12 protein-coding genes are annotated in these 14,547 nt (G+C 57.6%); 6 read left to right on the forward strand and 6 right to left on the reverse strand.

Annotated features, from left to right (window positions below; genetic code table 11):
• Positions 1 to 126 precede the first annotated feature (126 nt).
• Entirely contained in the window at positions 127 to 1,485 is a 1,359-nt protein-coding gene (locus LEPTO7104_RS0121175; RefSeq protein WP_017300597.1) for an 8-oxoguanine deaminase, read from the forward strand.
• Between the two features lie 48 nt (positions 1,486 to 1,533).
• On the opposite strand, the gene LEPTO7104_RS0121180 is transcribed toward LEPTO7104_RS0121175, so the two are convergent.
• A complete protein-coding gene (locus tag LEPTO7104_RS0121180) occupies positions 1,534 to 2,229 on the reverse strand; it encodes a phytochelatin synthase family protein (protein WP_017300598.1) in 696 nt (231 codons plus the stop codon).
• Positions 2,230 to 2,414: 185 nt separating this feature from the next.
• On the opposite strand from LEPTO7104_RS0121180, the gene LEPTO7104_RS0121185 reads away from it, so the two are divergent.
• Together LEPTO7104_RS0121185 and LEPTO7104_RS0121190 are read left to right on the forward strand one after the other, a co-directional pair.
• Entirely contained in the window at positions 2,415 to 2,987 is a 573-nt protein-coding gene (locus LEPTO7104_RS0121185) for a Uma2 family endonuclease (RefSeq protein ID WP_026072924.1), read from the forward strand.
• A gap of 32 nt (positions 2,988 to 3,019) precedes the next feature.
• A complete protein-coding gene (locus LEPTO7104_RS0121190; protein WP_017300600.1) occupies positions 3,020 to 3,913 on the forward strand; it encodes a pirin family protein in 894 nt (297 codons plus the stop codon).
• 18 nt (positions 3,914 to 3,931) lie between these two features.
• Here LEPTO7104_RS0121190 and bioA read toward each other — a convergent pair whose 3' ends face one another.
• From bioA to tig, 5 genes are all read right to left on the reverse strand, one after another.
• On the reverse strand, positions 3,932 to 5,224 hold the full coding sequence (bioA, locus tag LEPTO7104_RS0121195) for an adenosylmethionine--8-amino-7-oxononanoate transaminase (protein WP_017300601.1): 1,293 nt from the start codon (positions 5,222 to 5,224) through the stop codon (positions 3,932 to 3,934).
• A gap of 65 nt (positions 5,225 to 5,289) precedes the next feature.
• Positions 5,290 to 6,177, reverse strand: coding sequence for an alpha/beta fold hydrolase (locus LEPTO7104_RS0121200; protein ID WP_017300602.1), 888 nt, complete (start codon positions 6,175 to 6,177; stop codon positions 5,290 to 5,292).
• 2 nt (positions 6,178 to 6,179) lie between these two features.
• Complete coding sequence (gene clpX / locus LEPTO7104_RS0121205) at positions 6,180 to 7,520, reverse strand: ATP-dependent protease ATP-binding subunit ClpX (protein WP_026072926.1); 1,341 nt, start codon at positions 7,518 to 7,520, stop codon at positions 6,180 to 6,182.
• A gap of 9 nt (positions 7,521 to 7,529) precedes the next feature.
• Entirely contained in the window at positions 7,530 to 8,219 is a 690-nt protein-coding gene (gene clpP, locus LEPTO7104_RS0121210; RefSeq protein WP_017300604.1) for an ATP-dependent Clp endopeptidase proteolytic subunit ClpP, read from the reverse strand.
• 240 nt (positions 8,220 to 8,459) lie between these two features.
• Positions 8,460 to 9,932 (reverse strand): trigger factor, encoded by a 1,473-nt coding sequence (gene tig / locus LEPTO7104_RS0121215; protein ID WP_017300605.1) that lies wholly within the window; start codon positions 9,930 to 9,932, stop codon positions 8,460 to 8,462.
• Between the two features lie 271 nt (positions 9,933 to 10,203).
• Between tig and LEPTO7104_RS0121220 the strand changes: the two genes are divergently transcribed.
• From LEPTO7104_RS0121220 to LEPTO7104_RS0121235, 3 genes are all read left to right on the forward strand, one after another.
• A complete protein-coding gene (locus tag LEPTO7104_RS0121220) occupies positions 10,204 to 11,232 on the forward strand; it encodes an aspartate-semialdehyde dehydrogenase (RefSeq protein ID WP_026072927.1) in 1,029 nt (342 codons plus the stop codon).
• Positions 11,233 to 11,313: 81 nt separating this feature from the next.
• Positions 11,314 to 12,219: a 4-hydroxy-tetrahydrodipicolinate synthase gene (gene dapA / locus LEPTO7104_RS0121225; protein ID WP_071527289.1), complete on the forward strand. Its 906-nt coding sequence runs from the start codon at positions 11,314 to 11,316 to the stop codon at positions 12,217 to 12,219.
• 428 nt (positions 12,220 to 12,647) lie between these two features.
• Entirely contained in the window at positions 12,648 to 14,528 is a 1,881-nt protein-coding gene (locus LEPTO7104_RS0121235; protein WP_017300609.1) for a ribonuclease J, read from the forward strand.
• Positions 14,529 to 14,547: the final 19 nt, after the last annotated feature.

Here is a 14,547-nt window from a genome sequence, read left to right on the forward strand (position 1 = left end):
CCCAGCACAGCCAGCTCAGCCTGTTTCTCCTGCTCACAACCTAAATTTGGCTAAAGGAAAACATTAGCGCCTCAGACCCACCTGCTATAGTCCCGTAGAACCGTTGCTTCGTGGGGAAAACTTACCGTGCCGACTCTCCTGGTCAAAAACATCCACACCCTGGTCACTATGGATGATCGGCGGCGCGAGATTCGCTCTGGGGCGCTATTTATTCGCGACCATGTGATCGAGCAGGTGGGCACCACCGCAGAACTGCCAGCCGAGGCCGACCGGGTGCTGAACTTGGGCGATCGCCACATCGTGCTCCCCGGCCTGGTCAACACCCACCACCACTTCTACCAAACCCTCACCCGCGTGGTGCCGGGGGCGCAAAACTCGGCCCTGTTTCAGTGGCTCAGCTCCCTCTATCCGCTGTGGCAAAAGCTCACCCCCGAGGCGATCGCCGTCAGCGCCCAGGTCGCCGCCGCCGAGCTAATTCTCTCCGGCTGCACCACCGCCAGCGACCACCTGTACCTGTTCCCCAATGGCGCTACCCTCGACGACGAAATCGAAGCGGTGCGGCAGACGGGGCTGCGGTTCCACGCCAGCCGGGGCAGCATGAGCGTGGGCGAGAGCAAAGGCGGCCTTCCCCCCGACTCTATTGTCGAGGCTGAGGCCGATATTCTTAAAGACTCTCAACGATTGATCGAGCAGTACCACGACAACGACCCCTACGCCATGGTGCGCATTACCCTGGCCCCCTGTTCGCCCTTCAGCGTCTCCACCGACCTGATGCGCGAGTCGGCGGCCCTGGCCCGGTCTTACCCCGGCGTGCGGCTGCACACCCACCTGGCCGAAAACAACTCCGATGTCACCTACAGCCTCGACACCTTTGGCCTTACCCCCGGCGACTACGCCGCCTCGGTGGGCTGGCTGGGGGAAGATGTCTGGCACGCCCACTGCGTCAAGCTCGACGACAGGGCGATCCACAGTTTTGCCCAGACGGGCACCGGGGTGGCCCACTGCCCTTGTAGCAACATGCGCCTGGCCAGCGGCATGGCCCCCATCCGCAAACTGCTCGACCACAACGTGCCCGTGGGCCTGGGGGTGGATGGCTCGGCCTCCAACGACGGCAGCCACCTGCTGGCCGAAGCCCGCCAGGCGTTTCTGATGGCCCGCGTGCGCGAAGAAAATGCCGGTGCCCTGACCGCCCGCGAAGCCCTGGAGCTGGCCACTCGAGGCGGCGCAAAAGTGCTGGGCCGCACCGACATTGGCCACCTGGCCCCCGGCATGGCGGTGGATTTTGTCACCGTTGATCTCGATCGCATCGCCCTCTCAGGCACCGCCTACGACCCGGTGGCGGCGCTGATTTTCTGCATGATCGATCGCGTCGACTACAGCTTCATCCACGGCAGGGAAGTGCTCAACCCAGAGGGATTAGTGACGCTGGATCTGCCGGTAGTTCTGGAGCAACATGGGGCGATCGCCCAATCCCTCGCCGCCTAAACCCCAGCCGCTCAGCCACCCATCTACCCATCTACCCATCCACCCGCCCTACCGCGCCTCAATCAGCAGAAATCCCCGCGTCTTGCCCGACACCGAATCCTCTGTGTTGATGGCCTGCCAGAGGGTTTCGGCCTGCACCCACACGGGCGGATACTTGTAGCGCGACACATCCAGAATCAAGAACTTGTCGGTGTCGGCATCGTAGGCGGCCACGGGCGAAATGTGGCCGCCCCGCTCCTGGCCGATGGCGCGGCGCAGGTAGTTGATCAGCACGTAGTTGCCTGGGGTTTCTAGATTGGCGCGAATCAACCGGCGGAACTGATCCAGGCTGACATCGCTGCCGTAGTGGATTTCAGCGCTCACGGGATAGGTTTCGAGGATGCCAGCCAGTTCTGCCAGCGTGAGGCCCTGGCGGGCGATCGCATCCTGCCCAATAATGGCCTCAGTTTTCTCGTTAAAAATATTTTCCTGGGTAAAGTAGCCCCGCTCCCACTGGGGGGCCAGCGGAGCCGGAATGCCCAACGCATTGAGCACCATCACCATGCTGGCCACGCCGCAAAAGGCCTGGTTGATCTGGGTGACAAACTGACTGGTCAGCGGCACATAGTCGGCCAGCGCCTCGCTGTCGCGCAGCAGCACCTGCCCCTCTGTAGAGGTCAGGGGAATCAGCTGGTCGGGCAGGGGAAGCGTTTGGGCTGGCAGCGATCGAGCGATAAGACACAGGCCGAGGGTTGTCGCTGCCAAGGCGCTACGTCTAGCCAAGGTTCTATGGAGGGTCATAGGGTGTTTCATTAGCTCTGCCTCGAAGAATTAAGAGAACGACGCCAGGCCGTATTCACTCCCTGAGCCTCGTCTGGCAAGATCAGGACGTAGCTATGATAAAGCAGGATCAGATTCACAGCCTGCCGCAAATTCTTGGGTCTGAGTTTATGAGCGTCAGCAAAAGTCACGCCTACTTTACCCCTGAAGACTATCTTCAACTTGAGCGGATCAGCCCGATTAAACATGAGTACCTCCAGGGCCAGATGGTGGCCGTTGCAGGGGCTAGCAAAGCCCACGTCATCATCACGGGCAACCTTGCAGCACTGCTAGTCAACCACCTGCGCGGTACAGGCTGCATAGCCTATGCCTCCAATATGAAAGTGCGCCTGCCTTCCCTCAACCTGTTTTACTATCCCGATCTGGCCGTTACCTGCGACGATGGCGATCTGCGTTCTGACGAAGACTTCATTCTGCACCCCAAGCTCATTATTGAAGTGTTGTCCGACTCAACGGAAGCCTTTGACCGAGGCGACAAATTCGCTGACTACCGCTCAAATCTTGTGCTTGAAGAATACGTTCTGGTACATCAGCAGCAAATTTTGGTGGAACGCTATCAGCGACAGTCCGATAACCTGTGGCTTCCCCGCATCTATCAGGTCGGCGACACTGCTGAATTCGCTAGTATTGGCATTAGTTGCCCAGTTTCATCCTTCTACGAAAACATCAGCCAGCTTTTGTAACCTAGCCACCAGCCGTTGCGTTTTTGTCTACTATGCCGACCCTCAACCAGCCCAGCACCGCCAAGACTCTACACAGCATTCAGCGCACTCAGGGTCGCCACTGGGTCGGCGATGGCTTTCCGGTGCGCACGCTGCTGGCCTATAACAGCCTGGGAAAAGAGATTAGCCCCTTTCTGCTGCTCGACTATGCCGGGCCAGCGACGTTTCCACCCACCACCGCGCGGCGTGGCGTGGGTGAGCACCCCCACCGGGGTTTTGAAACCGTTACCATCGTCTACGACGGCGAGGTCGAGCACCGCGACTCCGCCGGGGGCGGCGGCCTCATCGGCCCTGGCGATGTGCAGTGGATGACGGCGGCTTCGGGTTTGGTGCACGAAGAGTTTCACGGACCCAGCTTTGCCCAAACCGGCGGCGCATTTGAAATGGTGCAGCTCTGGGTGAATTTGCCCGCCAAAGATAAAATGGCCCCGCCCCGCTACCAGGGCATCACCCGCGATCGCATTCCCGTAGTTGAGCTACCCGACGGCCAGGGCAGCCTGCGGGTAATTGCCGGAGAATTTGCGGGCCATCAGGGACCGGCTCAAACCTTTACCCCCATTCACCTGTGGGATTTGCGCCTGTCGGGGGGCAAGCTGGTGTCCTTAGATGTACCCGAGGGCTACACCACCATCCTGGTTGTACTCAAGGGTGGCGTGCTCATGGGCGGGTCGGGGCCAATTGCAGAGGCAGAGATCGGCATTTGCGATCGCCCTGGCACCACCCTCACCCTCGACTGCCGCCAGGACACCACGGCCCTGCTGCTGTGCGGTGAACCCATCGACGAGCCCATCGTTGGCCACGGCCCCTTTGTGATGAATACTACCGAAGAGATTTACCAGGCTATGGCCGATTACCAGAGCGGCAAGATGGGTGCTCTGGTTGGTTAACCTTACCTGGGCAGCCCGCTAGGACAGCCCTGCCACAACACTGGCGATGGCCGCTGTAATCTGCCCTAGCTGGGTTGGCTCCACAATGTAGGGCGGCATCGTATAAATCAGGCGGCCAAAGGGGCGCAGCCACACGCCCTGGGCCACAAACTGGGGCTGCACCACCGCCATATCCACTGGCTCGTGCAGCTCGACCACGCCGATCGCCCCCAGCACCCGCACCTCTTTCACCGCTGGCAGGTCGCGGCAGGGAGCCAGTTCTCGCTTGAGCTGGGCCTCAATGGCGAATACCCTGGCGGTCCAGTCGTAGCTCTCCAGCAGGTGCAGGTTCTCCAACGCCACCGCGCAGGCCAGAGGATTGGCCATAAAGGTAGGGCCATGCATGAACACCCCGGCTTCCCCCTGGGCGAACGTCTCGCTAATGTGGCTAGTGGTGAGCGTTGCTGCCAGCGACATAAAGCCCCCGGTCAGCGCCTTGCCAACGCAGAGAATATCTGGAGAAATCTCTACATATTCGCAGGCAAACAGCTTGCCCGTGCGGCCAAAGCCGGTGGCAATTTCATCGAGAATGAGAAGGACGTTGTGGCGATCGCACAGCTCCCGCGCCCGGCGCAGGTACTCGGGGCTATAGAACCGCATCCCCCCCGCCCCCTGCACCACTGGCTCAAAAATCGCCGCCGCAATCTCGCCAGAGTGGCGCTCTAAAATGGCCTCAAAACTGGCAATATCGCTCTCTTCCCACACCCCTTCAAAGGGAATTTTGGGGGCATCGGCGAAGTACTGTTCTACCAGGCTGTGGCGAAATAGATGGTGCATGCCGTTTACCGGATCGCACACCGCCATCGCCGCAAAGGTATCGCCGTGATAGCCGTGGCGCAGGGTGAGAAAGTGCTGCTTCTGCGGCTCTCCCCGGTTGTGCCAGTACTGAATCGCCAGCTTCATCGCCACTTCCACCGACACCGAGCCAGAATCGCAAAAAAAGACCTGCTGCAAGGGCTCTGGCGTCATCTGCACCAGCTTGTGGGCCAGCTGCACGGCGGGTTGATGGGTCAGCCCACCAAACATGACGTGGCTCATGCGGTCCATTTGCGCCTGGGCCGCCCGGTTCAGCCGGGGATGGTTATAGCCGTGAATGCAGGTCCACCACGACGACATGCCGTCCACCAGTTGCTCCCCGGTTTCCAGCTCCAGGTAGACCCCCTGGGCCGATCGCACCGGAAACACTGGCCCTGTGCCCGGCATCGCCGCGTAGGGATGCCAGACATGGCGGCGATCCAAGGCCATGAGCTGGTCGGTGGGCAATATGTCCATGGTCAAATCCCCTCTTCCTGAGGAAAGAGATGAGGTGGCTAAGACAAAGGATAGCCGGGCAGCAGCTAGCTAGCTGAGGCCACCGGCGTTTCCCTAGATTCCCCAAGAAATGCGTTGACGTAGTCGAGGTAAGTGTCGGGATCTTCCAGCATGGGAAAGTGCCCAGTATTTTTCACCAACGCATACTCAATCTTCGGATTCAAATCTGCGGCCCTGCGCCCCAGTTCCGCCGGGGTAATTTTGTCGAACTCACCTGATACAAGCAGCGTTGTCACAGTGATTTTGGCGAACTCTACGGGCATAACCTCTGTGGCTTTTTTACTGACGGAGGTAAAAATAGTGCCCAAGGCCGTAGCGTAGTCGGCGGCAAGAAAGTCTTCCAAAAAAGCAATTTTCTCCGCAGCGGGAATCGGGCGGTTGAGAAATCGGGCCATAAAAAAGCGCGGTGCCAGCGGAATTTTTCCCAGCCACTTGGGTCGCACAGCTACCACGTAGCCGCCAAATTTGTAGAATGACTCAAAGGCGGCCTTGTCGTATTCGAAAATGCCGTTGCAGGTGAGAATGGCCCGATCCACCAGATGCGGATACTGGTTCAAAAAATACACTGCCACCGAGGCCCCCATGGAGTGGGCATTGATCGAGACTTTCGACAACCCCAGTTTATCCACCAGCACCGCCAAATCGTCGGCGTAGGTTTCTAGCTCATAGCCTCGCGATTCCATTGCCGCCTGTTGTTCAACAGCAATGACCGATCGCCCAAACCCGCGCATGTCGTAGAGCAGGCAGTCGTAGCGATCGCCCAAGGCCGCCGCCGTACTCTGCCAGTAGCGGGCTGACCCGGCCCAGCCGTGGACAAACACCATCACTGGCCTGCGAGACTCTGGATCGCGGGGGGCATCGGTACCCACCCACTCATAGTAGTGATTGACCTGGTTAACCTGAACGTAGGGCATGGCTACGCAGACTCAGGTTTAGGCATTGAGGAGGGATGCACCAGCAGATCAGCGGTCGAGCGCTGCTCAACCATTTCGCGGGTAATGGTGCACCGTTTGAGATCTTTGCGGGAGGGCAGTTCGTACATGATGTCGAGCATCAGCTCTTCAATAATACCGCGCAGGGCACGGGCGCCAGTCTTGCGGCGATAGGCCTCACGGGCGATCGCCCGCAGCGCGTCTGACTTAAACTCCAGCTGCACGTTGTCCATCCGCATCAGCTTTTGGAACTGTTTCACCAGGGCGTTCTTAGGCTCAGTGAGAATGGCCATGAGCGACTCTTCGTCCAGCGGATCGACCACTGAAGTCGCCGGAATACGGCCAATAAACTCAGGAATCAGACCAAACTTCACCAGATCGTCGGGTTCCAGGTGGCGCAACACATCGGCGGTGCGCTTTTCGCGCGAAAACTGCCCTTCGCCAGGCTGCACGAAGCCAATGGATTTTTTGCCAATACGCTGCTCGACGATTTTCTCCAGCCCCACGAAGGCGCCGCCGCAGATAAACAAAATATTGCTGGTGTCGATCTGGATGCAGTCCTGGTAGGGGTGTTTGCGCCCGCCCTGGGGCGGCACGTTGGCCACAGTGCCCTCCAGCATTTTCAGCAAGGCCTGCTGCACCCCTTCTCCCGACACATCACGGGTAATTGAAGGGTTCTCGCTCTTGCGGGCAATTTTGTCAATTTCGTCGATGTAGATAATGCCCCGCTGGGCCTCTTCCACATCCAGGTCGGCCACCTGAAGCAGCCGCAGGAGAATGTTTTCAACATCTTCGCCTACGTAGCCGGCCTCGGTCAGGGTGGTGGCGTCGGCCACGGCAAAGGGCACCTCTAGAATGCGGGCCAGGGTTTGGGCCAGCAGCGTTTTGCCACAGCCCGTGGGGCCAATCAGCAGAATATTAGACTTTTGCAGCTCAATAACATCTTCGGGAGCCTCGCCATCGTTCCCCTGCAGATAACTCAGCCGCTTGTAGTGGTTATACACTGCCACCGAGAGCACTTTTTTGGCTTCATTTTGGCCGATGACGTGCTCGTCTAGGTAGTTCTTAATCTCCCGTGGTTTGGGAATTTGGCTGAGGGAGATGGCTGGGGCCGTCCTCGGGTGGTCTGGGGATGGCGCATCGCGACGGGGTACTGGTTGAGCGATCGCGGTGCCCGAATCAAACAACTCTTCGTCTAAGATTTCGTTGCATAGATCGACGCACTCGTCACATATATAGACCCCCGGCCCCGCAATTAGCTTGCGCACCTGCTCCTGAGACTTGCCGCAAAACGAGCACTTAAGATGGGAGTCGTACTTAGACATAAAATGACCCTAGTTGAGTGCAGTCATCGTGACGTTGGCCGAAAGCGATCGCTGCTCTACAACATCGTCAATCAGCCCGTAGTCCTTAGCCTCGGCGGCAGACATATAAAAATCGCGCTCGGTGTCAGCCTCAATCCGATCCATAGGCTGCCCGGTGTGGTAAGCAATCAGCTCATTGAGGCGGCTCTTGTGGTAGAGAATTTCCCGCGCCTGAATTTCAATGTCCACCGCCTGGCCCTGGGCACCTCCCAGAGGCTGGTGAATCATGATTCGAGAACTCGGTAGCGACAGGCGTTTACCCTTAGCCCCTGCACAGAGCAGAAAGGCTCCCATACTGGCGGCTAAGCCGAAGCAAATGGTCACCACATCGGGGCGGATTTGCTGCATGGTGTCGTAGATAGCCATCCCCGCTGTGACAGAGCCGCCAGGGGAGTTGATGTAAAGTTGCACATCCTTCTCGGGCTCCTCAGCATCTAAATAAAGCAGCTGCGCCACAATTGAGTCAGCCACCTGATCGGTAACCGGAGTGCCCAAAAACACAATTCGCTCCCGCAGCAGGCGAGAGTAAATATCAAACGCCCGCTCCCCCCGCCCTGATTGCTCTACGACAACGGGCAGCATACTGCGAACCTGGTTGGTGTTCAGGGCAGACTGGCTCAAGCTCAAAATAGGGCTATTTAAAGGGTTCGATGCAATCATAGTGGGTTTGGGCAAGATTTCAAGGGGTTCAAGATATTGCTTTACGGTAGCCCTAAGGTTGTTGCCTAGGCTAGCCCAATCGGAGACGGCTGGCTGGCCAAGCTATTGCTTGGCCTAATCGACATTATGCCCCAAAAATTTGGCTTCACGGGGTAGGTTCCCCTGGCGGAACCACATTTGGGCCCGCCCATCGATCGAATTGTTAGCTACCTTGGCTAATTTCTGGCCCTGACCGGGTTTTCAGGGTGTTTCCTCGGTCTCTTCTACGACATTGGCAGCTTCGACATCGGTGGCCTCAACATCTACGGTGGCGGTTTCGGCATCTACCTCAGCGGCCTCGGCTTCGATCGCATCGGCTTGCTCAACCGCTGCCGCCTCTGCTGCGGCCTCCTGCAAGGTTCCTTCAGGCACAAGCTCAACGGTGTTGGCTGCTTCGAGCCAGGCCAGAATTTTTTCCTGAAGCAGCTCCTCAGTTAGCACCTGCTTGAGGCGATCGGGATCCACCTGACTGGGATCTTCTACCTCAGCCATGGCTTCTTTGATCTTCTCTTGCAGGGCCTCCTCTTCAATTTTGATGCCCTCTTGCTTAGCCACTTCCCCCAGCGCCAGGGTGCGGCGCAGGCGATCGATGGCCTCGGGTCGGGTGCGCTGCCGCATGCCATCTACCAGCTCACGGGTCAGCATCTTGTTGACATCAATGCCCTGACGGCTGAGCTGCATGATGGTTTGGGTGAGTACAAAGTCCACCTCTTTTTGCACCAGAGTGTTGGGAATCTCAGCCTCTAGATGCTCTACCAGGGCTTCGATCAGAGCTGCATCCTTGTTGGCTTTAGTCTTTTCCTCGGCCTCGGTCTGGTAGCGCTCGGTTAGCGATGCTCTGAGTTCCTCAATGGTCTCAAACTCGCTGATTTCCTGGGCGAAATCGTCGTCTAAGTCGGGCAGCTCTTTTTCTTTGATTTCCTTCAGCGTGATAGAAAACACCGCTGGCTTACCCGCTAGCTCGGTTTGGGAATAGTCATCGGGGAAAGGAATCTCAACATCTTTAGCTTCATCCAGGCCCATGCCGATGATGCCCTCGACAAAGCCAGGGATGAACCGTCCTTCCTCTAGCTCTACCTGGAAGTCGGTGCCGGAGCCACCCTGAAACTCTTCGAACTCGCCGCTCTCGTTTTGAACCTTGCCTACGAAGTCAATTACCGCCACGTCACCCTGCTGGGCCGGGCGATCTTCAATGGGTACCAGGGTGGCCAAGTTGTTTTGGTACTGGCTGAGGGTCGTATCGACGCGCTCTGGGTCGGGCAAGATTTCTTCAGCCTGTACGGATAACCCCTTGTACTGCTTCAGCGTGACGCGGGGGGGAACATCGACAGAGGCTTGAATCGTGATGGGCTGCCCCGGTTCGTAGGCGAGCACCAATTCTTCAAAGGAGGTTTTGAGCTGGTAGTTGCCGATCGCGTCAATCTCTTCCTGGGCGATCGCCTTATCTACGGCATTCTGCACCAGCTCTTCCAGTACCGCCGCTTTAAACTGAGGCACCCCGACGCGCTGCAAAAAGACCTTGCGGGGCACTTTGCCTTTGCGAAAGCCCGGTACGTTAACCGTCCGCATCATCTTACTCAGCACCTGATCGTAGGTTTTTTGAGATAGATCGGCGGGGACTTCAATTTCTAGGCCTACCTGGCTATCGGGCAGTACTTCCTGAGTAACTTTCATGGGGTCTTTTGGTAACTAGACAGCGGCTGCGCAAGCTCCAAAGTGGCCTGGAGAACTTTTGACGCAATTTATAAGCATACTCTATTGCTATGGTGTGATCGGTATTCCTCGGGTTTAGTCCATATTTTTGAGCGCCTCGAACGGCTGGACGGAAATCAAGCCACCGTTCCAACTCCTCGGGCAGGGCTGTTGAGCCGCAAAGCCAAAATGTTAGTATCAGCTGATGCACGTATACTTTGAACATTTTTGATCATCTCGATGAGGTAGCGCTGTGTCGAACGGGCTAAGGGTTGCGGTGTTAGGGGCCACAGGGGCCGTGGGGGCAGAGCTTTTGGCGCTGCTAGAGCAGCGATCGTTTCCCCTCAAAGACCTGACCCTGCTGGCCTCGCCCCGCTCGGCTGGTACCACATTGAGCTTTGGAGGCGAAGAGATTCTCGTGCAGGCGCTAGGGGAAAATTCCTTTGCCGGTATTGACCTGGTGCTGGCATCGGCAGGGGGATCCGTCTCGCAGGAGTGGCTGCCGAAGGCCGTGGCGGCAGGGGCCATTTGTATCGACAACTCCAGCGCCTACCGAATGGAGTCCACCGTTCCCCTCGTTGTTCCCGAGGTCAACCCCGAGGCTGCCCAGACCCACCAGGGCATTATTGCCAACCCCAACTGCACCACCATTCTTATGGCCCTGGCGGTATGGCCCCTGCATCAGGTCCAGCCCGTGCAGCGAATAGTTGTGGCCACCTACCAGTCGGCCAGCGGTGCGGGAGCGCGCGCCATGGAAGAGGTGAAGCAGCAGGCTCGCGCCATCCTGGCGGGGGAAGAGCCGGTGGCGGAGGCGTTCCCCTATCCCCTGGCGTTCAATCTGTTTCCCCACAACTCGCCGCTCAACGAGCAGGGCTATTGCCAAGAAGAAATGAAGATGGTGAACGAAACTCGCAAGATTTTCGGTGCCGCCAACCTGAGGATTTCGGCCACCTGTGTGAGGGTACCCGTACTGCGAGCCCACTCCGAAGCGATTAACATTGAATTTGGAGCTCCGTTTGCGCCCCAGGAGGCTAAAGCTCTACTGGCCAAAGCCCCAGGGGTCAAGGTCGTCGAAGACTGGGGTCGAAACTACTTCCCCATGCCAGTTGAGGCCAGCGGGCAAGACGATGTGCTGGTAGGTCGCATCCGCCAGGACATCTCTAATCCCAATGCCCTAGAGCTATGGCTCAGTGGCGACCAGATCCGTAAGGGAGCGGCCCTAAACGCCGTTCAGATTGCGGAACTGCTGACGGTGCCCCAAACCGTAGGAGCAAGCTTCTAATCTTTCCCAGGGCTGACCCGCCGGGGGCGAACTTGGTATAATCTCAGGAACATTGGATTTCGTAGGACGTAAGGCATTCGGGTGACGTATTTTGGCAGGGTGTTAACGGCAATGGTGACGCCATTTTCTGAAGATGGCTCCGTTGACTATGCTGTGGCCGAGCGCCTGGCCGATTATCTGGTGACCAACGGCAGTGACGGAATAGTCGTGTGCGGCACTACGGGGGAGTCGCCAACCCTGAGCTGGCAGGAGGAATATCAGCTGTACAAGACCGTGAGCGGGGCCGTAGCCGGTCGTGCTAAGGTAATCGCGGGCACTGGGTCAAATTCTACTTCAGAGGCGATCGAGGCCACTCGCCATGCTTGTGACCTGGGGCTGGATGGCTCCCTGCAAGTGGTACCGTACTATAACAAACCATCCCAAGAGGGTCTCTATCAGCACTTCAGCCAGATCGCAGCAACGGTGCCCGACCTGCCGATTATGCTTTACAACATCCCTGGGCGTACCGGCTGCGCGCTGGGCGTTGAGACCATTTCCCGTTTGGCAAAAATATCGAATATAGTGGCTATTAAGGAGGCTAGCGGAAGTTTAGACCAGGCCAGTCAAGTTCGTTATCATACCCCTGCTGAGTTTGGCATCTACTCCGGGGATGACTCATTGACTCTTCCAATCCTTGCCGTGGGCGGCTGTGGGGTAGTAAGTGTTGCCAGCCATCTGGTTGGCCCTCAAATTCAAGGTATGGTGCAGGCCTACGAAGCCGGAGAGACCCGGTTGGCTACCAAAATTCATTTGCAGCTACTGCCTTTGTTCAAGGTACTGTTCCTTACCACCAATCCAGTACCGCTTAAGATTGCGCTAGCGCAGCAGGGATGGCCGGTGGGCGCTGTGCGATCGCCTCTGTGTATGCCCGATGAGTCTGTGAGTATTGCAATTTCAGAGGTGCTGCAGCAGCTCTCTGAGCAGGGTATTTTAGCCCAGAGAGCCTAGCTTTTAATGGGTCAACGACTAGCCGAAGCGCAGGGCACTACCTTTAAGGCCTCCGGTGCCTCAGGAAAACCCCTAAGCTAAACCGGCTCGAGGAAGCTACTCATTTCTGCCCAATTTTCTAACAACTGAATAGCCCGCTTATCCTTTATTCCTGTGTGAACTTTATCTATGGATCTATCTGTACTGTCTATGGCCCTAGCCGCTCTATCTGTCGATGTTGCGACATCGATTTGGGCCTGCATAGTTCCTATCACTGCTCCTGCCGACCGCTAGAGCCATAGTTGCGCTGCATACAGGCTAAGGAAATTGTCTTGCCCGCTGAGGTATAGCGCAATTCCCGATCACCATACGCGGTCTGGCCTTAGGTGCTATCTATTTCTGCTCAACTTTCCAAATTTTCAAACAACTGTTTACTGACGAGATTGTTTATGACTTCAAATTCTGCCAATAACGCCCTGAAAATCATTCCCCTGGGGGGACTGCATGAGATCGGCAAAAACACCTGCGTCTTCGAGATCAACGATGAAATTATGCTGCTCGACGCCGGGCTTGCCTTCCCCACCGATGGAATGCACGGGGTCAATATTGTGCTGCCCGACGTAACCTACCTGCGGGAAAACCGCCACAAGATTAAGGGCATGATTGTGACCCACGGTCACGAAGATCACATCGGCGGTATTGCCTTTCACCTCAAGCAGTTTGACATCCCCGTAATCTACGGCCCTCGCCTGGCTATGGCGCTGCTTGAGGGCAAGCTAGAGGAAGCAGGGATGAGCGATCGCACCGAACTGCGGCAGGTGCGTCCCCGCGAAACTGTGAGGGTGGGTAACTCCTTCCTGGTCGAATACATCCGCAACACCCACTCGATCGCCGACAGCTGCTCAGTGATTATTCACACCCCCGTAGGTATTGTGATTCACACGGGCGACTTTAAGTTTGACCACACCCCCGTCGACGGCGAAACCTTTGACATTCAAAAGCTGGCGGAGGCTGGCGAGAAGGGTGTGCTGTGTTTGGTCAGCGATTCCACCAACTCTGAGGTGCCCGGCCATACTCCCTCGGAGCGATCGGTGTTTCCCAACCTCGATCGCGAGTTTAGCAAAGCCGACGGACGGCTAATTGTCACCACTTTTTCGTCCTCCGTGCACCGGGTCAACATGATTTTGGAGCTGGCCCAAAAGCACAACCGCAAGGTATTTGTGGTGGGTCGCTCCATGCTCAACGTCATCGCCCATGCCCGCGACCTGGGCTATATCAAGTGCCCCGAGAGCCTGTTCTTGCCGCTCAAATCCCTAGGCCATACCGCCGACGAAAATGTGCTAATTCTCACCACCGGCTCCCAGGGTGAGCCGATGGCGGCCCTCACCCGCATCGCCGACGACTCCCATCGGCAGATCAAGGTCAAGAAAGGAGACACGGTGGTCTTCTCTGCCAACCCCATCCCCGGCAACACCATCTCGGTGGTCAACACCATCGACAAGCTGATGATGCGCGGAGCCAAGGTGGTCTACGGCAAAGACAAGGGCATTCACGTTTCCGGCCACGGTGCCCAGGAAGATCAAAAGCTGATGCTGGCCCTGACGCGGCCCAAGTATTTTCTACCCGTTCACGGCGAGCATCGCATGCTGGTCAAGCACTCTGAAACGGCCCAGAGCATGGGTGTGCCCGCCGAAAACATGGTGATCATTAACAACGGCGACATCGTTGAAGTCAACCCAGCGGGCATTCGCATCGCAGGTCAGGTGCCCTCGGGCATCGAGCTGGTAGATGCCTCCCGCGTTGGGGTAGTGGGCCGCGATGTGCTCAAGGAACGGCAGCAGCTAGCCGAGGACGGCGTTGTCACGATCGCCGCCACTGTGGGCAGCAATGGCAAACTGGTGGCCGAACCCACCGTGCAAATTCGCGGGGTAGCCCAGTCAATTTCCCAGGAGCGTTTCCAGGGGCAGGTGAAGCAGATCATTACCCAGGTGCTCTCTAACCGTGGCTCTGAGCTGATGGTGTCCAACGGCAATGGCAAGGCTGCCCTCGACCTAGATGCCCTCAAAGCTGCCCTTGACCAAGATCTGCGACGCCTGGTGCGGCGAGAGCTGGATAAGCGCGACCCGATGCTAATTTTGCTGATTCAGGGAGCTGGTGTAGAAGGCTCAGTCCAGCCCCAGCCCCAGGCTGAGCCAAAGCCTAAGGCCCAATCAAAGCCCAAAGCTGAACCAAAGCCCAAAGCCGAACCGAAGCCCAAAGCCGAACCCGAGCCTCAGGTGGCTGTGGCCGAGCGGCGTACCCGCACTCGGGCCACGGCAGCGGCATCCTAAGCTAGCGCCATAGTTACAG

Origin of the sequence: Nodosilinea nodulosa PCC 7104 (assembly GCF_000309385.1) — a bacterium.
Classification (GTDB): domain Bacteria; phylum Cyanobacteriota; class Cyanobacteriia; order Phormidesmidales; family Phormidesmidaceae; genus Nodosilinea; species Nodosilinea nodulosa.

Excerpts from the sequence above, each read along its gene's own strand:
- LEPTO7104_RS0121185 (WP_026072924.1), top strand. The coding sequence starts at position 2,415 with ATGAGCGTCAGCAAAAGTCACGCCTACTTTACCCCTGAAGACTATCTT.
- LEPTO7104_RS0121190 (WP_017300600.1), top strand. The coding sequence starts at position 3,020 with ATGCCGACCCTCAACCAGCCCAGCACCGCCAAGACTCTACACAGCATT.
- bioA (WP_017300601.1), bottom strand. The coding sequence starts at position 5,224 with ATGGACATATTGCCCACCGACCAGCTCATGGCCTTGGATCGCCGCCAT.
- LEPTO7104_RS0121200 (WP_017300602.1), bottom strand. The coding sequence starts at position 6,177 with ATGCCCTACGTTCAGGTTAACCAGGTCAATCACTACTATGAGTGGGTG.
- clpX (WP_026072926.1), bottom strand. The coding sequence starts at position 7,520 with ATGTCTAAGTACGACTCCCATCTTAAGTGCTCGTTTTGCGGCAAGTCT.
- clpP (WP_017300604.1), bottom strand. The coding sequence starts at position 8,219 with ATGATTGCATCGAACCCTTTAAATAGCCCTATTTTGAGCTTGAGCCAG.
- tig (WP_017300605.1), bottom strand. The coding sequence starts at position 9,932 with ATGAAAGTTACTCAGGAAGTACTGCCCGATAGCCAGGTAGGCCTAGAA.
- LEPTO7104_RS0121235 (WP_017300609.1), top strand. The coding sequence starts at position 12,648 with ATGACTTCAAATTCTGCCAATAACGCCCTGAAAATCATTCCCCTGGGG.